A 20,442-nucleotide genomic window follows, 5' to 3' on the forward strand; every position below is an offset into this window, starting at 1 on the left:
TCATTTTCTTTCCATTGTAACAAAAGCCCGCCGTGTGCGTCACCGGCAGGCTTTTTTCATGATTTGATGACCGCCGAAACGGTTCTGTCTTTTCCGTTTATGTCCTTTACGACTTCCACTTCCGCATTCGGAAAGGAATGACGGAACAGGTCTTCCACGGCTTTTCCCTGATTATATCCGATTTCAAAGACGACAAGCGCCTTATCCTTCATGACAAGAGGCAGGTCCTCCATAAACCGCTTGTAGAATTTCAAACCGTCACCGCCGTCTGTAAGGGCATGAAGCGGCTCATGGAAACGGACGATATCCGATAAATCAGCCATCTCTTCTTCAGAAATATACGGCGGATTGGAAACAATAATGTCTGCTTTTTTTCCTGACGAAATAAAAGGAGTTAACAGGTCTCCCTGCAAAAAGCGCACGTCCGCTCCGAGGTTTTGCGCATTTCTTTCCGCCACCTGAAGCGCTTCTTTTGAAATATCCGAAGCCGCTACTGAAAAATGTCCGCATTCAAGCGCAAGCGTCACCGCAATGGCTCCGCTCCCCGTACCGATATCAATGACGTTCAGGCGTTCTCCCTCGGAAAACACCCGCTTCTGTTTGTCCAGCAGATGAAAGACGACTTCTTCCGTTTCCGGACGCGGAATGAGAACATCGTCATTCACAAAAAATTCCCTGCCGTAAAACTGTTCTTTCCCGATAATATATTGAATCGGAACGCCTTCTTTATGCATTTCCACATGCCGTCTGAATCGGTAAAGCTCGTCCTCGCCGACTGGCTCCTGCAGATTTGCGAGAAGCTTGCTCCGATCCATTCCGGTATCATTTAACAGCAGCAGCTCGGCCGCGTTTTTTTCTCTTCCCGCTTCAGTTAAATAAGAAGAAGCCCAGCTTAGGGCTTCAAAAACGGTCTTCATCTTAATTTTCCGCCTGCTGGAGCTTGCTTGACTGGTCTTCTACGATTAGTGCTTCAACCACTTCATCAAGCTTGCCTTCCAGGATTTGATCCAGCTTTTGAATCGTCAGGCCGATGCGGTGATCCGTCACACGGTTTTGCGGGAAATTGTATGTGCGGATACGTTCGGAACGGTCGCCTGAGCCGACGGCTGATTTACGGTTTTGATCGTATTCAGCCTGAGCTTCCTGCTGGAATTTGTCATAGACTCTGGCGCGGAGCACCTTCATCGCTTTTTCTTTGTTTTTGATTTGTGATTTTTCATCCTGGCAGGATACGACGACACCTGTCGGCAAATGCGTTAAACGTACGGCCGACATTGTCGTGTTTACGCTTTGTCCGCCCGGTCCGCTTGATGCGAATGTATCAACGCGGATATCTTTTTCGTGGATGTCCACTTCTACTTCTTCCGCTTCAGGAAGACACGCCACCGTCGCCGTAGACGTATGAATGCGGCCGCCTGATTCCGTTTCCGGCACACGCTGCACGCGGTGCGCCCCATTTTCATATTTCAGCTTGGAGTACGCGCCTTTTCCCGTAATCATAAAGATAATTTCCTTGTAACCGCCCGTTCCGGTCACGCTTGCTTCCATGACTTCGGTCTTCCAGCCTTGGACTTCGGCATAACGGGAGTACATTCTGTAGAGATTCCCCGCAAACAGCGCGGCTTCTTCTCCGCCCGCTGCGCCGCGGATCTCCATGATGACGTTTTTGTCATCGTTCGGGTCTTTCGGGATGAGGAGCACTTTCAAACGCTCTGATAAGGTTTCAGTCTCTCTCTGCAATTCGGAGATTTCTTCCTTCACCATTTCTCTCATATCGGCATCAAGCTTATCCTCAAGCATCGCTTTTGCATCGGCAAGCTGTTCTGATGCGTCTCTGTATTGTCTATAGACTTCAACGGTTTCTTGTATATCAGATTGCTCTTTCGAATATTCTCTAAGCTTTTTCGGATCGTTGACCACTTCCGGATCACTTAAAAGCTCATTTAATTTTTCGTATCGTTGTTCAATTGACTGTAAACGGTCTAACACGGTCTTCACCTCTGTTTTCCTGTGCGTAACATTCTCATTATAGTATAGGGTTTATCGCCAGTCAAAAGCAATTCGCCTCTGTTATACTGAAGCAAAAAAGGAGGAGCGGATATGCTGAAATCCATCCACCATATAGCAATCATATGCTCTGATTATGAAAAGTCGAAAGCTTTTTACACCGAGATACTCGGTTTCGGCATTATGAAAGAAACATACCGAAAGGAGCGCGGGTCTTATAAACTCGATCTGGCGCTGGACGGCGCGTATGTGATTGAATTGTTTTCCTTCCCCGATCCGCCCGAACGGCCGACCCGCCCTGAAGCCGCCGGTCTCCGGCATCTTGCCTTCACTGTAAACGATCTTGAAGCAGCAGTCCGGGAATTAAAGGAAAAAGGCATCGAAACAGAACCGATCAGAACCGATCCGCTGACGGGGAAACGCTTTACCTTTTTCTTCGATCCCGACAAGCTTCCGCTTGAATTGTATGAAGCGTAACGTTTTTTGAAGAAATGCCGCTTTCTTTGGCGAATTCCTTCTTGTTTTGTCTAATGTGAAGGGAACGCCGCCTCATGGTCGAATACCTAGCAAAAAAGGAGGTATGTGATCATGAATACAAACATGGCCGCGAAAGAACTCGGCGTCTCCGCAAAAACGGTGCAAAGGTGGGTCAAGCAGCTGAATCTTCCGGCTGAACGGAACGAGCTCGGACATTATTCTTTTACGTCTGAGGATCTTGATGTGCTGAAATCGGTCAAGCAGCAAATTTCTGAAGGCACTGCTCTTCTGGACGTTCAAGTGCCCCGGCAGCCGAAAAAACGGACGGGCTTTATTTTGCAGCGCTCGAAAATCAATGGCGGCACCGAACAAAGGCTGGCGGAGCTGGAGCGCAAACTGGATGTTCTCACGAAAGAGAAACAGGACGGGAACCATCTGCTTTCAAGAATAGAAGAGCTGGAACGCCAGCTGAAACAAAAAGCGGATGAAGGGGTCTCATATCAGCTTCTTCAGCACAGGCGGGAAATCGACGACCTCAATGCCGAATTGCAGACATTGGCCTCCCGCATCCAGGAACTTGCCCAGACAGCTCCCCTCTCAGAAACAGCCGCTTCTTCAGAACATAAGAAATCCAGAAAAAAAACCAGATTTTCACCTTTTAAATTTCAATTCTAATCAAAAAAGCTCCCTGAAACAGGGAGCTTTTTATTATGCGGTCAGCGCAATGATGATCGGCAGTGAGATCAAAGATAAAATCGCACTGATTACGAACGCAGACGCAGTTTCTTCCTCTTGTTTTTCGAAACGTGTGGCAATCATCGCCGCTACCGCAGATCCAGGGAATGCAACAAGCAATACCGCTTTTGTGATCTGGTCAGCCGGAAGTCCGACTGCAAGAGCGATCAGGTACATCAGTGCAGGCTGAACGGCAACTTTTAACAAAGCGATACCGAAAGCCGGCAGACTGAGCTTAATGTTGCGGATACCGACAGTTACACCGACGGCGAAGAGCGCAACACCTGATGTTGTGCTGCCGAGCTGTTCAAGCATTTTGTCGCCCAGCTCAGGAAGACTTACACCGAAAAGCACAAGAATGATACTGATAAGCGGTGCAGCCGCAAGCGGTTCGGAAAGACCGTGAAGAATAGACTTACCAGTCATTTTCCAGAAGCTTTCATTTTCATTGTCCTGTTTCTTAGATGACTCACCGACAGTAGCGATAATGATCGCAAGCGGATCAAGCATGGCGTTAACCACGATACCCGTAACGGCGATAGGAATCGCTACTTCGTTTGCGCCGAACAAGCTTCCGAGTACAGGAATACCCATAAACGCAAATGTCGGCTGTGCTGAGTTTAAAGAAAAGACAGATGAATTCGTTAAATCATACTTAAAGATAAATTTGCATACCAGCAAAATGACGATATAGAATCCGACGATCCCGATGATCAAAGCGATCATCAAAGGAATCTGTGTTAAAAACGCACTTCTTGAAGTGGTTAAAATGCTGGCGATAAAATGCGCCGGAAGCGCGTACTTCGTAACTAAGGTGCTTACCCCTTTTGCTGACTTCGCGTCATAACTTCCGAAGCGACCTGCGAACCAACCCAGCACGATCACGAAAAAGATCGGTGCCAGGAGGATTAGAATATCTAAGAAGCTCAAAATGTTCTCCTCCAAATCCTTAATGTCCGTATACTTTAGCCTTTAGATAAAAGCTTTCCCTCGGACTGTAAAATTAATCGTACAAATTATTTAGCTACAACTTGTTTATATTGCGGTTTCCACATTGCATCAAGAACGGCTTGTTCCACATTTTCAGGAATGCGGTTTGCCACGCCTTCTTTAATTGCAGTTTCCGCTACGGCGATCGCAACTTTAATTGAAACTTCTTGTAAGTCGCTCATGCTCGGCAGAAGGCCTGCACCCGGTGTTTCAAAATCAACGCTTTCTGCGATTGCGTCAGCAGTTGCCGCAAACATTGCAGGAGTAATCACTTTCGCTTCTACAACGATTGAACCAAGACCAAGTCCAGGGAACGCGAATGCGTTGTTAGATTGTCCGATTTCATGAGAAACGCCATTGTACTCGACATTGTCAAACGGGCTTCCTGTCGCCACAAGCACTTTACCGTCAGTCCATTTGAAAAGATCGCTAGGAACGGCTTCAGCAAGCGGTGTCGGGTTAGACATCGGCATGATGACCGGACGCTCAACGTGTTTAGCCATTTCTTTCACGATTTCTTCACTGAATGCGCCGCTTTGGCCTGATGTACCGATTAAGATAGTCGGTTTCGCTTGACGGATGACTTCAATGAAAGGAATTTGTCCATTTTCATCGCGTTTCCAATCTTTAATTTCTTCAGCTGTACGCAGGTACGGCTGTTGGAAATCAAGAATGTTTTCCATGCCTTCAATCAGCAAGCCTCTGTAGTCCATTGTGTAGAACGCTTTGTTGGCTTCTTCTTCAGAAAGACCGGCAAGCACCATAGTGTCGCGGATTTGGTCAGCGATTCCGATTCCGGCAGATCCCGCACCGAAGACAACCACACGCTGATCTTTAATAGACGCGCCTGTTTTCTTCATAGCCGCAAGAACACCTGCAAGCGTAATCGCACCAGTTCCTTGAATGTCATCGTTGAATGTAAGAATTTCGTGATTGTATTTCTTCATGATATTGCGCGCGTTTTTGTTTCCAAGGTCTTCCCAGTGAAGAAGAGCTTTAGGGAAATATTTAAGCGCAGCTTTTACATAAGCGTCAATGAAAGCTTCGTAACGTTCGCCTTGGATACGTTCATGGCGGTTACCGATGTATAAAGGATCGTTCAGAAGTTTCTCGTTGTTTGTACCGACGTCAAGAACAACAGGAATAACACGGCTTGGGTCAATACCGGCAGCAGCTGTGTATACGGCTAATTTACCGATGGCGATGTTGATACCGCCTACGCCCCAGTCACCGATTCCGAGGATGCTTTCTGAATCTGTCGCAACGATCAGATCAATATCGCCCGCAGTGGCATGAAGATTTTCAAATGCTTCTTCAATTCCTTCCACATTGTCGATAGAAAGGTAAATTCCTTGAGGTCTTCTGTACTCATGGCTGTATTCTTGAATCGCTTCACCGACAGTCGGTGTGTAAACAACCGGCAGCATTTCACGAAGATGGTTTTGAAGCAATTTAAAGAAAAGAACTTCGTTACGGTTTTGCAAATCGTTCAAATACACGTTTTGGCGAAGGCGGTCCGGCTGAGCCTGAAACTGCTCGTATGCGCGTTTTGCCTGCTCATCAAGAGACAGAATTGTCGGAGGAAGCAGCCCGTCTAATCCAAGGCTTTTTCTTTCCTCTGCTGAAAACGCAACACCTTTATTTAAAGCAGGGATAGATAGAACTTCTTTTCCTCTTAAAGTAGTTTCTAAGTTGCCTTCCTTCGTTACTTTAATATTATTCAAGAAAATCTCCTTCTTTCTTCAAATAGTTAACAAAGTTAAGTAATTACCCGTTTTGGCTAGTGCGATCGCGATCTGCTATATCTTTTTTTGACAATTATTCGAACAATGTCTCATAACTATTTACATTACTTAGTCATTTTATGCCTGTAAAAATGAAAATTCAAGAGATGAAAATTACTTAATTTTTTCATACTCTTTTTTAAATTATTTAACTACAATTTTTGAAAAAACGATAAAAAAACACCGGATTTTTTTCCGATGTTTTCATGAAAAGGGTTATTTATCAGTCTGTTTTTTCGGGACTTCGTGATGATGTCTGCATCTCGCTTCGTATGACTCCGACGCGCCGACTAAAATGACCGGATCATCATAGGAAGCGGGCTTCCCGTCAATTAAACGCTGCGTACGGCTTGCCGGTGACCCGCAGACAGAGCAGACCGCCTGCAGTTTCGTTACCGATTCGGCAACCGCCATCAGGTCCGGCACAACGCCGAACGGCTCTCCCCGGAAATCCATATCAAGTCCGGCCGCGATGACACGATAGCCTTTATCAGCAAGCATGGATAAATCATCAATGATTGATTCGCCGAAAAACTGCACTTCATCTACCGCGATGACGTCCGTGCTTTCACTGATATGATCCCATATTTCAGCCGAGGACGAGATGACGTGGCTTGTCATGGATGTGCCATTGTGAGAAACGACGGCTTCCTCACTGTAGCGATTATCAATGGCAGGTTTGAACACCTTGACTTCCTGCTTCGCATATGTCGCCCTTTTCACTCTGCGGATCAGCTCTTCTGACTTTCCAGAGAACATGCTGCCGCATATCAGCTCAAGCCATCCGCTTTGCTTCATTATGTACATAGGCTATCCGCTCCCCTTTTTTCCTGTTTATAGACATAAAAAACAGGCAAGAAGCAATTCTTGCCTGCCTGTAAAATCTATTATTACTTAAGACCGTATTTTTTGTTAAAGCGATCAACACGACCATCAGCAGAAGCGAATTTTTGACGTCCAGTGTAGAATGGGTGGCATTCAGAGCAAATCTCAACGCGTACCTCTTCTTTTACTGAGCCTGTTTCAAATTCATTTCCGCAAGCGCATTTAACTGTTGCTTTTTTGAAATTAGGATGAATTCCTGCTTTCATTGTATCCATCTCCTTCCGCCCTGAATCCCGTGTGGAAACAGAGTTATTATTCCGGATTGAATCCGGAACGCATATGAGAGAATTATATCAGTCATTTACTGCATTTGCAAATACATTTTTTATCAGCGGCGGGCTGATGATGAAAGGTTTGCCTGCTTCCATTCTTGGTTGATCAGATCGAAGAATTCCTGATTCGTTTTCGTTTTTTTCATTTTTCTCATAAACTTCTCTGCGAAGTCCGGAGAATCAGACATCGATTTGCGGATCGCCCATAAACGGTCAAGATGCTCTTTCGGCACGAGCAGTTCTTCCTTCCGTGTGCCTGAGCGGCGGATATCGATCGCCGGGAAAATCCGTCTTTCCGCAAGAGAACGGTCAAGGTGAAGCTCCATGTTGCCCGTTCCTTTAAATTCTTCATAGATGACGTCATCCATCCGGGAGCCCGTGTCTACGAGCGCCGTCGCCAAAATGGTCAGGCTGCCGCCCTCTTCAATGTTTCTCGCGGCTCCGAAAAAGCGCTTCGGACGATGGAATGCAGCCGGGTCAATACCGCCGGAAAGCGTACGTCCGCTAGGCGGGATGACAAGGTTGTAGGCACGCGCCAAACGGGTAATGCTGTCCATCAGGATGATAACGTCTTTTTTGTGTTCAACGAGACGCATCGCCCGTTCCAGCACAAGCTCAGCTACCTTGATGTGATTTTCCGGCACTTCATCGAACGTCGAGCTGACGACATCGCCCGCTACGGAACGTTCAATATCCGTTACTTCTTCCGGTCTTTCGTCAATTAAGAGAACGATCAATTCAGCGTCAGGCTGATTTGTCGTAATGCTGTTAGCGATTTCTTTTAACAGCATAGTTTTACCGGCTTTCGGCGGCGCTACGATCAGACCGCGCTGGCCGAATCCGACGGGAGCCATCATATCGAGAATTCGTGTTGAGAGATAATTCGGTTTCGTCTCGAGCACCATTTGGCGATCCGGGTAAAGCGGAGTCAGCGCAGGAAAATGGACGCGCTCTTTCGCAGATTCCGGATCATCACCATTTACCGCTTCAACGTGCAAAAGTCCGTAATAGCGTTCGTTTTCTTTCGGCGGGCGCACCTTGCCGGATACTTTGTCACCGTTTCTTAAATCAAAGCGGCGGATCTGGGAAGCAGAAATGTAGATGTCTTCTGAGCTTGGCGAGTAATTAATCGGTCTGAGGAAGCCGAATCCTTCCGATTGGATGATTTCGAGCACGCCTTCCATAAACAGAAGATCCTCCTGCTCGGCGTTGGCTTTCAGTATCGCAAAGATTAATTCTTTTTTGGTCAGTTTGCTGTAGTAGGAGATTTTATAATGTCTTGCCAGTTCGTATAGTTCTTTTAATTTCATATTTTCCAAAGAGGAAATAGATACGTCTTTCATAAAAACACCACGCTTTTCATAGTCAATGTATTGCTGTTTTCATTCAAAATCGGCTGCTTTGCATGATTCCGCCAAAGCACATTCTTTTATAAAACGTTCAGGAACTTCTATCGGTAACACTTCCACCCATGATCGGCGCTTTTTTTAAAAAAGGAATGTCTTAATGAGTTTTGAAGGAAGCGAGGACAAAAACTTGAGAAGATCAATATTTATATCGTCTGTATGCGGTAGAATTTGAAAATTTCCCAGTACTCAAAAGAAGGAATTACACAGAAAAATCGCAGCACTCTTTATTTTTACCTCATTTTAAAAAATTATTCAACTTAAATAATGCTTTGACATATAAATGATAGGGTTGACTCTTTTTTGCAAAAGAAAAGCGGGACTTCCCGTCCCGCTTTTCTCTATTTATGGCCGGATGACAAGATTTGGTTTCTTCTTCAGGCTGTGCCTTCCGTCAACGAATCGGACCGTTCCTGATTTCGCCCGGATGACCAGACTTTCGGTCGTGCCGACGGAGCCTTTGAACTGAACGCCTTTCAAAAGCTCTCCGTCCGTTACGCCCGTTGCGGCAAAAATGGCGTCGTCACCTCTCACAAGGTCCTCCAAACGGAGCACTTTGGACACATCAAGGCCCATCCGCTCACAGCGGGCTTGCTCTTCTGCACTTTGCGGACGAAGCCTGCCGATGATTTCTCCGCCGAGCGCTTTTAACGCAACGGCAGACAGCACGCCTTCAGGAGCCCCGCCTGAACCGAAAAGAATGTCTACGCCCGTATGGTCAAAGGCCGTATTGATGGCGCCCGCGACATCACCGTCATTGATCAGTTTGATCCTGGCGCCCGCCTCACGCAATTCAGAGATGATTCTTTCATGTCTGTCACGATTTAAAATGGTCGCCACGACATCTTCAATGTCTTTGTTTTTCGCTTTCGCAACAGCTTTTAAGTTATCAATGACAGGAGCTTCGATATCGATGCAGCCTACCGCTTCAGGTCCGACCGCGATTTTTTCCATATACATATCAGGAGCATTCAGCAGTGTTCCATGATCAGCGACCGCGATCACCGTCAGTGCATTCCAGCCGCCGCTGGCTACGATGTTTGTGCCTTCAAGAGGATCGACGGCGACATCGACGCGGGGGCCGTATCCGTTTCCGAGCTTTTCGCCGATGTAAAGCATCGGCGCTTCGTCCATCTCGCCTTCCCCGATCACGACCGTGCCTTTCATCGGCACCGTGTCAAACACGTCACGCATTGCGCTTGTCGCCGCATCATCGGCTTCATCCTTTTTCCCGCGGCCCATCCATCTGGCAGATGCTAAAGCCGCCGCTTCAGTAACTCGAACCAATTCCATTGATAAGCTTCTTTCCATTTCAACACGATCTCCTCTCAAAAGTCCGCATTTCTATGAATTTTGCAGCTGTTCTATTTCTTCGTCCGTCAGCCCTTGCCGCCAGATTGTGGCGCCCAGACCTTCGAGTTTTTTCTCAAGATTGCTGTAGCCGCGGTCCAAATGCTCAAGACCGGTAATTTCGGTTACGCCGTCAGCCATCAGCCCTGCTACGACCAGACAAGCGCCCGCCCGCAGATCGCTCGCCTTTACTTTTGCGCCCTGAAGCTCGGCCGGACCGGTGATAATAGCCGATCTGCCTTCCACTTTCATGTTGGCGCCCATCCGTCTCAGTTCATCAATATGTTTAAATCTGGCCGAGTAGATGGTATCAGTCACGACGCTCGTGCCGCTCGCTCTCGTTAACAGAGATGTCATCGGCTGCTGAAGGTCAGTCGGGAATCCCGGGTAAACAAGCGTTTTCACGTCGACCGGTTTTATCTGCTTCTGCCCGCCGAGCATGAGCAGCTGATCATCACTCGTCTCAATGTGAAAACCCATTTCCCTGAGCTTTGCCGTTAAAGACTCCAGGTGAGTCGGTATGACATTATCAATAATGACTTCTTTCCCCATCGCGGCGCCGGCGATCATAAAGGTGCCCGCCTCAATTCTGTCCGGGATGATGGTATGCCTGCATCCGTGCAGCTCTTTCACGCCATCGATTCTGATCACATTGGTTCCGGCGCCTTTTATCTTTGCGCCCATGCTGGTGAGCAATGTGGCAACATCAATAATCTCAGGTTCCTTGGCGGCGTTTTCTATCACGGTTTTTCCTTCAGCCAGTACAGCGGCAAGCATGATATTGATCGTCGCTCCCACGCTGACGACATCTAAATAAATCCGTGCGCCTCTCAGCCTTTCGGCTCGCAGATAAATCGCGCCTTGTTCATTGGTGACTTCTGCCCCAAGCGCCTCAAACCCTTTTATGTGCTGGTCTATCGGCCGCGGCCCGAGATGGCATCCGCCCGGCAGTCCGATGACCGCCTGCTTGAAACGCCCGAGCATCGCACCCATTAAATAATAGGAAGCCCGGAGTTTTTTCACTTTGCCGTTAGGAAGCGGCATGCTGATCATCGGTGAAGGATCAACGACCATTTCTCCTTTTTCAAAATGGACGTTTCCGCCGATTTCTTTCAGCAGGTCACGCAGCGTTTCAATATCTGAGATCTCCGGAAGCCCTTCAATCGTTACTTCGGAATTTGCCAGAATGGTTGCGGGTATCAATGCGACGGCGCTGTTTTTCGCGCCGCTGATATGTACGGTTCCGTTCAACGGGTCGCCGCCGGCAATATTCAACTTTTCCATGATAGTCTCCTTCCATAAGAAGATAGCTGCGGAGCGTAAATAAAATGGCATTTTATTCTGTCTCTGCAAATAAAGCTCTTGTCCAAAATGTAGCCAATTCGAAGAGAAAGAATACAAGGACATTATAAAATAACAGGAAGAAAATAGCGAAGCTTTGCGGGGCATTTTTAACATAGGATGCACAGAGACCCGCCGGGTTTACATTCCGGGGAACTTTGATATTGAAGGCCCGCCGTCAAACAGGAAAACATAAGGGTGCGGCAAACGGATGCAACCGGTTTGCCGCCCTTTTCGCCCTTATTTATTCCAGTCTGCCAAGAATTGCTCGATGCCTTTATCCGTTAACGGGTGCTTTGTCAGCTGGTGAATAACTTTCAGCGGCATCGTACCGATATGGGCACCGCGTAAAGCGGCTTCAGTCACGTGCTGCGCATGACGGATGGAAGCTGCGATGATTTGTGTATCAATGTCATGAAGGTCAAAAATCTGTCTTATTTCTGAAATCAGTTCAAGACCGTTATGACCGATATCATCCAGACGGCCTAAGAACGGAGAAACATAAGTCGCTCCGGCTCTGGCGGCCAAAAGCGCCTGGTTGGCGCTGAAGATGAGCGTCACGTTTGTTTTAATGTTCAGGTCGCTCAGCGCTTTTACGGCTTTTAATCCTTCAGACGTCATCGGAATTTTTACCGTGATATTCGGCGCGATTTTCGCAAGTTCTTTACCTTCTTCAATCATTTCTTCAGCGTTCAGGGAAATGACTTCCGCGCTTACAGATCCTTTCACGACTTCCGTAATCTCACGCAGTCTGTCATGGAAAGACACGTCAGCTTCTTTTGCCACTAAACTAGGGTTTGTCGTAACTCCGGCAAGAACGCCAAGTTCATAAGCTTCTTTAATCTCGTCAATGTTTGCTGTATCAATGAAAAATAACATAAGGAAAGCCTCCCCAGTAATAAATTTTCAGAACTGTAAAACATGATTGCGCTTTCTAAAGGTAAGACATAAAACCGCCTGTCAAAGCTGTCAGGCGGTTATGGGTGTTACATTTGGATTAAGCTTGGTTTGAAGAACCGAACTCACGCATTTTGCCGATAACCGTTTCTTTGATCGCTTCACGAGCAGGTCCAAGATATTTACGAGGATCGTATTCGTTCGGCTTAGCTGCCAATGTTTCGCGGACAGCTTTTGCAGAAGAAATTTGGTTCTCAGTGTTTACGTTGATTTTAGCCGTACCAAGTGAGATTGATTTTTTAATGTCGGCAGTCGGAATTCCTGTACCGCCATGAAGTACTAACGGAAGGCCGGTTGTTTTGCCGATGTCTTCCATTTCTTTGAAACCAAGGTTCGGTTCGCCTTTGTAAGGACCGTGAACAGAACCCAATGCAGGTGCAAGGCAGTCGATGCCAGTGCGCTCTACAAGTTCTTGACACTCTTTAGGGTCAGCATAGATTACGCCTTCAGCGATAACGTCATCTTCCTGTCCGCCGACAGTTCCGAGCTCAGCTTCAACTGAAACGCCGTGGAAATGAGCAAGCTCAACCACTTTAGCTGTAGTTGCTACGTTTTCCTCAAACGGATGGTGAGATGCGTCGATCATTACAGAAGTGAAACCCGCATGAATCGCTTTCGCACAAGATTCAAAGCTTGAACCGTGGTCTAAGTGAATGGCAACAGGTACTGTCACTTTGTATTCTTCCATAAGAGCTTTAACCATGGCAACCACTGTTTTGAAGCCGCCCATGTAGCGTCCCGCGCCTTCTGAAACACCAAGAATAACCGGGGATTTTTCCTCTTGTGCTGCTTGTAAAATAGCTTGAGTGAACTCAAGGTTATTTAAGTTAAATTGTCCAACAGCATATCCTTTTTCTTTAGCTGTATTCAACATTTCCGTCATTGAAACTAAAGGCATGTCGAAAGTCCTCCTTATGTAGCCTGATTTGCTTCTTCTCGAAAAAAGCTTTCCACCCTATAGCATGACCATAAAAACCTGTCATATGTAAAACAACAGATCGCTTTTTCTCCATCTCTAGGATACCAACTTTTCGACAAATCGGCAACACAATGACATAATTGTTTCTAATTTTATTAATTCGATTTTAGAGGTAAATATTTTTTCACTGCGTCTCTGATCTCATCAATGTCAAAAGGTTTGGCAAAATGGGTCAGCGCGCCGAGCTCTTTTGATTCCTTAATCATATCGAGTTCTCCGTAAGCGGTCATAATAATAACGCGGATGGATTCGTCGATCATTTTCATTCGTTTGAGAATTTCGATTCCGTCCATGCCGGGGATTTTCATATCTAAAAGCACGAGATCGGGCCGTTCCTTCGTTACGATGTCCAGCGCCTGAATGCCGTTGGCAGCCTGAAACGTCTGGTACCCTTCTTTATGAAACACTTCATTGAGCAATATACGTATACCGTATTGGTCATCTACGATTAAAATCTTTTCATTCATCATTTTACACCCCAATATTATCATTTTCGTCAAAAGTAAGCAGTTGTTTATGTATTCTGTTTGATTTTCACATTTCCTTTAATTATAATAGTCTACTTTCCGACATTTTCTGAGCATTTTCTCTTTTGTTGTATACTGTTCTTGTATGTGTAAAGGAGGTTTCACTCATGTTAAAGATCTTTACGACGCAGCTTGCAGGCATTTTTTCCCGCATTCAGGATAAGGAATCCGAAGCAATAGAAGACGGCGCGCGGCTGCTGGCGCAGGCAGCCGTCAGCGGCCATTCCATTTATTTATACGGCGCAAATGAGATGCAGGGCATTTTGTGCGAGGCGGAACTCGGCTCCGAACCGATGCCTGCCGTCAAAGCGTTTCCGGATACAGCTGATTCGATTACAGAAAGCGACAGAGTGCTGATGTTCTGTTCGAGTCCGGGCACGGCTGAGGAACAGGCGCTGGCTCAAAAGCTTTATGAAAAAGGCGTCGGCCTCGTCTGCGTATCTCCCGTCATCAAGGACCAAACCGGGATTGAGGAATTTTGCGATGTTCATATTGACAGCAAATTAAAAATGCCGCTTCTGCCCGATGAAGACGGAACAAGATACGGGTTTCCTTCATTAATGACAGGCCTGTATATCTATCACGCACTGTCCTTTACGTTAAAGGAAATGATGCAGGAATATGCCTAATTCAGAAAAAAGACTTGCCGCTTAACGGAGGCAAGTCTTTTTTTTATTACTTCTCTTCTGCAGCTTGTACGGAAGCGCCGATAAAGTCTTTGAATAAAGGCTGAGGTCTTGTCGGTCTTGATTTGAACTCAGGGTGGAATTGGCAAGCGACATACCAAGGATGGTCTTTCAGCTCGATGATTTCCACAAGGCGGCCGTCAGGGCTTGTGCCTGAGAACACAAAACCGTTCTCTTCCATTTGCTGTCTGTATTCGTTGTTGAATTCATAACGGTGGCGGTGGCGCTCGTATACCACTTCATCCGCATAGGCTTCGAAAGCTTTCGTGTCTTCCTGAAGCTTACAAGGGTACAGTCCGAGACGAAGCGTTCCTCCAAGATCCTCGACATCTTTTTGTTCAGGAAGAAGGTCGATGATCGGATAAGGAGTAGACGGATCGATCTCCGCAGAGTGAGCCCCTTCCAGACCTAATACGTTTCGGGCATATTCAATGGATGCAATCTGCATACCGAGGCAGATGCCGAAGAACGGAATTTTTTGTTCACGCGCATACTTGGCGGCGATGATTTTTCCTTCTACGCCGCGGTCTCCGAAACCGCCCGGCACGATGATTCCGTCTGTGCCGCTTGTCAGCTCTTGAATATTGCTTTCTGTCACTTCTTCAGCGTTAATCCATTTGATCTTCACATCGGCGTCAAACGCATAGCCCGCGTGGCGGAGTGATTCAACGACTGAAATGTAAGCGTCCTGAAGCTCGACATATTTTCCGACGAGACTGATTGTAATGGTTTTAGACAAGTTTTTCACTTTCGTGACAAGGTCTTTCCATTCCGTCATATCTGGTTCTTTGCACTCTAATTTCATATGATCGCAGACAAGCTTATCGAGTCCCTGCTCCTGAAGGTTAAGCGGGATGGAGTAAAGGTTGTCCGCATCTTCACATTCGATAACCGCTTTCGTGTCAATATCGCAGAACAGTGCGATTTTATCTTTCATATCTTGAGAAATCGGCATCTCTGTGCGCACGACGATGATATTAGGCTGAATGCCTAGGCTTCTCAGCTCTTTTACGCTGTGCTGCGTCGGTTTTGTTTTCAGCTCGCCCGCCGCTTTGATGTACGGCACAAGCGTACAGTGGATGTACATCACGTTTTCGTGGCCGATGTCGCTTTTCATTTGACGGATGGCTTCCAGGAACGGAAGAGATTCGATGTCTCCGACTGTTCCGCCGATTTCAGTAATGACAACATCCGCGTTTGTTTCTTTGCCGGCACGGTAAACGCGGTCTTTCAGTTCATTTGTGATATGCGGAATGACCTGCACCGTTCCCCCGAGGTAGTCCCCGCGGCGTTCTTTTTTCAAGACGGCAGAGTAGATTTTACCGGTCGTCACGTTGCTGAATCTGTTCAGATTAATGTCAATGAAACGCTCATAATGCCCTAAGTCAAGGTCAGTCTCAGCACCGTCATCGGTAACGAATACCTCACCGTGCTGATACGGGCTCATCGTTCCCGGGTCAACGTTGATATAAGGGTCAAATTTTTGGATAGTGACGCTCATGCCTCTGTTTTTCAAAAGGCGGCCCAGTGATGCTGCCACAATTCCTTTTCCGAGTGAAGATACAACTCCCCCGGTTACAAAAATGTATTTCGTCATTTCGTTTGCTCCTCTCTTCGGTCTGCGCTACATTCTTTAAAATGTGCCGTTTTATAGAAAATCATTTCACTAAAAACAAATGATGTGTAAAAGAATTTGGGAGATGAAAATAAGAAAGCTCCCTTTCAATTTCTTGAAAGGGAGCGTAGCACTCTTATGAATTCTCTTCTTTTTGAAGAGCCCAAAATACATACTACATAGTTCGACAATGAAAGTCAAGATCGTTTTGCTGATATGGGATCAGTCTTTGCGATCCTCGTCTTCATCATCATATTCTTCCTCATCTTCTTCAATCATATCGTCTTCGATCTCAAGCTCGTCGTCATCTTCTTCATCGATATCTTCGTCGTCAAAGCTGTCTGCGTCAAGGTCAATATCTTCTTCCATTTCATCGAGATCGATGTCGTCTTCATCAACTTCCTCGAATTCGTCAAGATCAAGATCTTCCTCAACGGCTTTTTTCGCTTTTTTCTTTTTCGCTTTTACAGTCGGCTGTGTTTCTTCGTCCAGCTGATCGTACGGATACCAGCTGCGAAGCCCCCATGTCTGGTCTGACAGAGCAATGAAGCGGCCGTCAATGTTGAGGTCGGTATAAAATTGGGCGATACGGTCACCCAGTTCCTCTTTCGTAACACCGAGCAAGGAGATAATTTCATTCAGCAGCTCCTGGAACGGAACCGGTTTTTTATGTTCTGAGAAAATTTCGTGAGCGATTTCAACTAAAGCCATCTGCTTCAGCTGTTCCTGAGAATATTGTTTGATACTCAAGGTCGGACACTCCCTTTCTATTACTTATATGTATCTGTTTCTATCCTATAATAAGAACGATTTTGTATTGTTTTGTTCACAAACCATACCTCTCATTATAAACAAATTAAAACAGAATATGCTACCCTTAACAGTGTAATTTAAGAAATTTTAGAGCCGTTCCTTCATAATTCGGCCGATGCGCGAAAACAAAGCCGCCGGCATATGCGCGGGCGGCCTGCTTTTCTCTATAAAGACTCTTGTTTTTCCGCGCCGAATACAGACATGGCGAGCAATTCACTGACATCATAAGTGCCGATCTCGTCTTCGGCTTCTTTCGCTTTCGTACCGTCACCGAGCATGGTCAGGCAGTAAGGGCAGCCGGAGCTGATGACCGTCGGGCTGACTGAAAGCGCCTGCTCGGTCCGGGCCGTGTTGATTCTCGCTCCCGTTTCTTCTTCCATCCACATGAGTCCTCCCCCGGCGCCGCAGCACATTCCGTTTTCACGGCTTCGCTCCATTTCTTTCAATTGAACACCCGGAATAGCTTTTAAAATCGCTCTCGGCGGCTCATACACCTCATTGTATCTGCCTAAATAGCATGAGTCATGGAAAGTAATCGTTTCATTCACCGGGTGAAGCGGTTTTAATTTCCCCTGCGACACTAGCTCGGCTAATAATTCAGTATGATGATAGACTTCGGCCCGGAATCCGAAATCCGGATATTCATTTTTGAACATATTATAGGCGTGCGGATCAATCGTGACGATTTTTTTGATCCCGTGTTTTTCAAATTCGCCGATGTTGTGTTCCGCCAGCTCTTGGAACAGAAACTCATTGCCCAAACGGCGCGGTGTATCGCCTGAGTTTTTTTCTTTATTGCCGAGAATCGCAAAGGATACGCCCGCTTCATTGAGCAGCTTTGCAAATGAGACGGCAATCTTTTGGCTCCTGTTGTCATAGGAACCCATTGAACCGACCCAAAACAAGTATTCGAACTCTTTATCTTGTTTTTTCATTTCTTTCACCGTCAGAATCTCCGTATCGGTCTGCTCCCGCCAGTTTTCCCGCTCTTTCCGGTTTAAGCCCCACGGGTTTCCCTGTCTTTCAATGCTTGTCATCGCCCGCTGCGCGTCGCTGTCCATCTTCCCTTCCGTAAGCACGAGATAGCGGCGCAGGTCGATAATTTTATCAACGTGTTCATTCATGACCGGGCATTGATCTTCACAATTGCGGCATGTGGTGCACGCCCAGATCTCCTCTTCCGTGATAACCTCGCCGATTAAGCTCGGGTTGTAGTCAATGGCTGCCGCCGCTTCACGCGATCCTCCCCCTGAGGAAGCAGCTGCGAGCTGATTCGCTTTCGTGTGCTGAAAAACGGGCGCGGGCACCCACGGAGATTTTGACGTCACGGCAGCGCCTTTTTCCGTCAGGTGGTCTCTGAGCTTTAAAATGAGATCCATCGGCGATAGCATTTTGCCCGTACCGGAGGCCGGACACATATTTGTACAGCGTCCGCACTCGACGCAGGCATAAAGATCAACAAGCTGAGAGCGGCGGAAGTCTTCAATCTTTCCGACGCCGTAGCTTTCTTTTGTCTCATCGGTGAAATCGATTTTTTCCAGCTTTCCTTTTGAATCAAGCCTGCTGAGGAACACATTCGCCGGACCCGCAATTAAGTGCGCATGCTTTGATTGCGGCACGTACACTAAAAAGCTGAGCAGGAACAACAGATGAAGCCACCATGAAACATAAAACACGGCGGCTGCCACCGGCGCTGAAAGACCGCCGAGCACAAACGCAATCGAGGAAGCGATCGGTTCAGTCCAAGACAGAGAATGATCGTGCCATAAAAGGTTCATGGCGTTCCCGAGAAGCACCGTCACCATCAGTCCGCCGATAAACAGGAGGACAAGCCCCGCCTTAAACCCTCGTTTCAGTCTGACGAGTTTTTCAATGTAGCGCCGGTAAAACGCCCAGACCACGGCAACTAAAATAAGAAACGTGACAATTTCCTGAAAAAAGGTAAATGCCGGATAAAGCGGGCCGAACGGCAAATGCCGGTCAGGAAGCAGCCCTTTCAGAATAAAATCAATAGCGCCGAACTGAACGAGTATAAAACCGTAAAAAAACAGAACGTGGATGATTCCGCTTTTTTTATCTTTCAGCAATTTTTTCTGTCCGAACACATTCACCCATATCTTCTGCAAGCGTTCTTTCAGGCGTTTATCAAATTCTTCCCTCTGGCCGAGCTTAATATAAGCTATCCTCGTTCTGCTCAGGTAAACGAATAAATAAACGGCGTAAGCGGTTACAGCTAAGAACAGCAGCGCGTTTACCATGAGAAAAGCGTTCATCTTGTCTCCCCCTTTGTTCTGATTCCCCTCTTCATTGTCATATCTTTACTTTATCATAAATAATGAATGAGTGTTCAGTCAATAATTAAATTCGGATTCTCGGGGCACACTACCGATACTTCGGAAAGGAGGCGTCGGTATGAAGGTCTTTTTTGTGTTGCTTGTCATTTTCATTATATTCATCGCACTTATGCTGCTTGATATGCTGCTTGGCCGGGCGGCGTACAAAAAACAGGCGTACGAACCCGTTTTCGCGCCGAAAAAGAGTGATATCAGACTCATTCACTGCGGCGGCGAGCTTGTGCAGCAAATGACGGATGATATCCGCCAAGCCGTCTCTTCTATTCATATGATGTTTTTTATTATGAAGAACGACCAAGTCTGCCATGATATGTTTCATTTATTGAAAGAAAAGGCGCAGGCCGGCGTCTCCGTATATCTGCTGCTCGATTGGGCGGGCAGCCGTCAAGTGAAAAAACCTTCCATTCAAACAATGAAAAAAGCCGGCGTTCACGTTCATTTTCTGAACAAACCGGGATTTCCGTATCTTTTTTTCAGGCTGCAAAAACGGAATCACCGGAAAGTGACCGTCATTGACGGCAAAATCGGCTATGTCGGCGGATTTAATATCGCGGAAGAGTATCTCGGCAAAAAAGCGAAGTTCGGAAACTGGGAGGATTATCACCTGCGGATGACCGGCGAAGGCACTGCGGATCTCCAGACTCTTTTTGCAAACGATCTGAAACGAAGCACCGGAAAAACACTGGAATCACCCGAGGTTTATCCGCCGTTATCCGAAGGGAATATCACTCATAGGACATATGCGTCTGACGGTTTTTCGCTTGAATCGCATTATGAAAGCTGCATCCTTAAAGCGGAGAAAAACATCATTATCTGCACGCCTTATTATGTACCGAGCAAAAAGCTTCAGGCAGCGCTTATTTCGGCCTGCCGAAAAGGCGTCAAAGTGACTTTGATTGTGCCAATGAAGTCAGACCACCCGCTCGTTCGGGAAACAGCTTTTGCCTATTATCCCGAGCTTCTGAAGGCCGGCTGCCTCATCTACCGGTATTATCAAGGCTTTTATCATGTCAAAGCCCTCATTATTGATGACCGTATCAGCATTATCGGCACGCCGAATTTTGATAAACGGAGCCTGTTCTGGAATGAAGAAGTGAATGTCATCATTAATGATGAGACCTTTACTGAGGAAGTGCTCTCAACCATAAAGCAGGACATCGAAAAATCCGAGCTCCTCACCTTAGAAAAAGTGAAACAGCGCTCCGTCAGACAGCTTCCTGCAGAATGGCTGGGTAAGGCCATATCTTATTTTTTATAAAGGAGA

The 20,442-nt window shown here is 46.7% G+C and carries 19 protein-coding genes and 1 pseudogene; 4 read left to right on the plus strand and 16 right to left on the minus strand.

Annotated features, from left to right (window positions below):
- Positions 1 to 56: 56 nt before the first annotated feature.
- On the minus strand, positions 57 to 917 hold the full coding sequence (prmC, locus tag ACW5MY_RS17650; RefSeq protein WP_045512670.1) for a peptide chain release factor N(5)-glutamine methyltransferase: 861 nt from the start codon (positions 915 to 917) through the stop codon (positions 57 to 59).
- Position 918: 1 nt separating this feature from the next.
- Entirely contained in the window at positions 919 to 1,989 is a 1,071-nt protein-coding gene (gene prfA / locus ACW5MY_RS17655; protein ID WP_014471154.1) for a peptide chain release factor 1, read from the minus strand.
- A gap of 111 nt (positions 1,990 to 2,100) precedes the next feature.
- On the opposite strand from prfA, the gene gloA2 reads away from it, so the two are divergent.
- Both gloA2 and racA read left to right on the plus strand, forming a co-directional pair.
- Entirely contained in the window at positions 2,101 to 2,484 is a 384-nt protein-coding gene (gene gloA2, locus ACW5MY_RS17660) for an SMU1112c/YaeR family gloxylase I-like metalloprotein (protein WP_014471155.1), read from the plus strand.
- A 111-nt stretch (positions 2,485 to 2,595) separates the two neighbouring features.
- Entirely contained in the window at positions 2,596 to 3,159 is a 564-nt protein-coding gene (gene racA / locus ACW5MY_RS17665) for a chromosome-anchoring protein RacA (RefSeq protein WP_013353925.1), read from the plus strand.
- Positions 3,160 to 3,192: 33 nt separating this feature from the next.
- Here the strand turns inward: racA and ACW5MY_RS17670 are convergent, their stop codons facing one another.
- The 11 genes and pseudogenes from ACW5MY_RS17670 to spo0F all read right to left on the minus strand — a co-directional run bounded on the left by ACW5MY_RS17670 (position 3,193) and on the right by spo0F (position 13,653).
- Positions 3,193 to 4,149, minus strand: a complete 957-nt coding sequence (locus tag ACW5MY_RS17670) for an AEC family transporter (RefSeq protein WP_013353926.1) — start codon at positions 4,147 to 4,149, stop codon at positions 3,193 to 3,195.
- An 86-nt stretch (positions 4,150 to 4,235) separates the two neighbouring features.
- Positions 4,236 to 5,933 carry an oxaloacetate-decarboxylating malate dehydrogenase gene (gene malS, locus ACW5MY_RS17675; RefSeq protein WP_289393996.1) on the minus strand — a complete coding sequence of 566 codons (1,698 nt, stop codon included), beginning with the start codon at positions 5,931 to 5,933 and terminating at the stop codon, positions 4,236 to 4,238.
- Positions 5,934 to 6,209: 276 nt separating this feature from the next.
- Positions 6,210 to 6,800: a thymidine kinase gene (locus ACW5MY_RS17680; RefSeq protein ID WP_014471156.1), complete on the minus strand. Its 591-nt coding sequence runs from the start codon at positions 6,798 to 6,800 to the stop codon at positions 6,210 to 6,212.
- 83 nt (positions 6,801 to 6,883) lie between these two features.
- Complete coding sequence (gene rpmE / locus ACW5MY_RS17685) at positions 6,884 to 7,084, minus strand: 50S ribosomal protein L31 (RefSeq protein ID WP_003151132.1); 201 nt, start codon at positions 7,082 to 7,084, stop codon at positions 6,884 to 6,886.
- A 122-nt stretch (positions 7,085 to 7,206) separates the two neighbouring features.
- Positions 7,207 to 8,493: a transcription termination factor Rho gene (rho, locus tag ACW5MY_RS17690; RefSeq protein ID WP_003151107.1), complete on the minus strand. Its 1,287-nt coding sequence runs from the start codon at positions 8,491 to 8,493 to the stop codon at positions 7,207 to 7,209.
- A gap of 39 nt (positions 8,494 to 8,532) precedes the next feature.
- Positions 8,533 to 8,700 (minus strand): annotated as a pseudogene (locus ACW5MY_RS17695) (hypothetical protein).
- 201 nt (positions 8,701 to 8,901) lie between these two features.
- Positions 8,902 to 9,867, minus strand: a complete 966-nt coding sequence (gene glpX, locus ACW5MY_RS17700; RefSeq protein WP_014471158.1) for a class II fructose-bisphosphatase — start codon at positions 9,865 to 9,867, stop codon at positions 8,902 to 8,904.
- Between the two features lie 33 nt (positions 9,868 to 9,900).
- Entirely contained in the window at positions 9,901 to 11,190 is a 1,290-nt protein-coding gene (locus tag ACW5MY_RS17705) for a UDP-N-acetylglucosamine 1-carboxyvinyltransferase (RefSeq protein ID WP_013353930.1), read from the minus strand.
- A 297-nt stretch (positions 11,191 to 11,487) separates the two neighbouring features.
- Positions 11,488 to 12,126 (minus strand): fructose-6-phosphate aldolase, encoded by a 639-nt coding sequence (gene fsa, locus ACW5MY_RS17710; RefSeq protein ID WP_013353931.1) that lies wholly within the window; start codon positions 12,124 to 12,126, stop codon positions 11,488 to 11,490.
- A gap of 118 nt (positions 12,127 to 12,244) precedes the next feature.
- Positions 12,245 to 13,102 carry a class II fructose-bisphosphate aldolase gene (locus ACW5MY_RS17715; RefSeq protein WP_013353932.1) on the minus strand — a complete coding sequence of 286 codons (858 nt, stop codon included), beginning with the start codon at positions 13,100 to 13,102 and terminating at the stop codon, positions 12,245 to 12,247.
- Positions 13,103 to 13,278: 176 nt separating this feature from the next.
- A complete protein-coding gene (gene spo0F, locus ACW5MY_RS17720; protein WP_012118670.1) occupies positions 13,279 to 13,653 on the minus strand; it encodes a sporulation initiation phosphotransferase Spo0F in 375 nt (124 codons plus the stop codon).
- A 164-nt stretch (positions 13,654 to 13,817) separates the two neighbouring features.
- Here spo0F and ACW5MY_RS17725 point away from each other — a divergent pair, with 164 nt between their 5' ends.
- A complete protein-coding gene (locus ACW5MY_RS17725) occupies positions 13,818 to 14,339 on the plus strand; it encodes a DUF2529 domain-containing protein (protein ID WP_013353933.1) in 522 nt (173 codons plus the stop codon).
- 46 nt (positions 14,340 to 14,385) lie between these two features.
- On the opposite strand, the gene pyrG is transcribed toward ACW5MY_RS17725, so the two are convergent.
- From pyrG to ACW5MY_RS17740, 3 genes are all read right to left on the minus strand, one after another.
- A complete protein-coding gene (gene pyrG / locus ACW5MY_RS17730; RefSeq protein ID WP_013353934.1) occupies positions 14,386 to 15,993 on the minus strand; it encodes a glutamine hydrolyzing CTP synthase in 1,608 nt (535 codons plus the stop codon).
- 240 nt (positions 15,994 to 16,233) lie between these two features.
- A complete protein-coding gene (gene rpoE, locus ACW5MY_RS17735) occupies positions 16,234 to 16,761 on the minus strand; it encodes a DNA-directed RNA polymerase subunit delta (RefSeq protein WP_013353935.1) in 528 nt (175 codons plus the stop codon).
- Positions 16,762 to 16,988: 227 nt separating this feature from the next.
- On the minus strand, positions 16,989 to 19,097 hold the full coding sequence (locus ACW5MY_RS17740; RefSeq protein ID WP_013353936.1) for a (Fe-S)-binding protein: 2,109 nt from the start codon (positions 19,095 to 19,097) through the stop codon (positions 16,989 to 16,991).
- 139 nt (positions 19,098 to 19,236) lie between these two features.
- On the opposite strand from ACW5MY_RS17740, the gene cls reads away from it, so the two are divergent.
- Positions 19,237 to 20,436 carry a cardiolipin synthase gene (gene cls / locus ACW5MY_RS17745; protein WP_013353937.1) on the plus strand — a complete coding sequence of 400 codons (1,200 nt, stop codon included), beginning with the start codon at positions 19,237 to 19,239 and terminating at the stop codon, positions 20,434 to 20,436.
- Positions 20,437 to 20,442: the final 6 nt, after the last annotated feature.

Source organism: Bacillus sp. Bwzl_19, assembly GCF_054900515.1.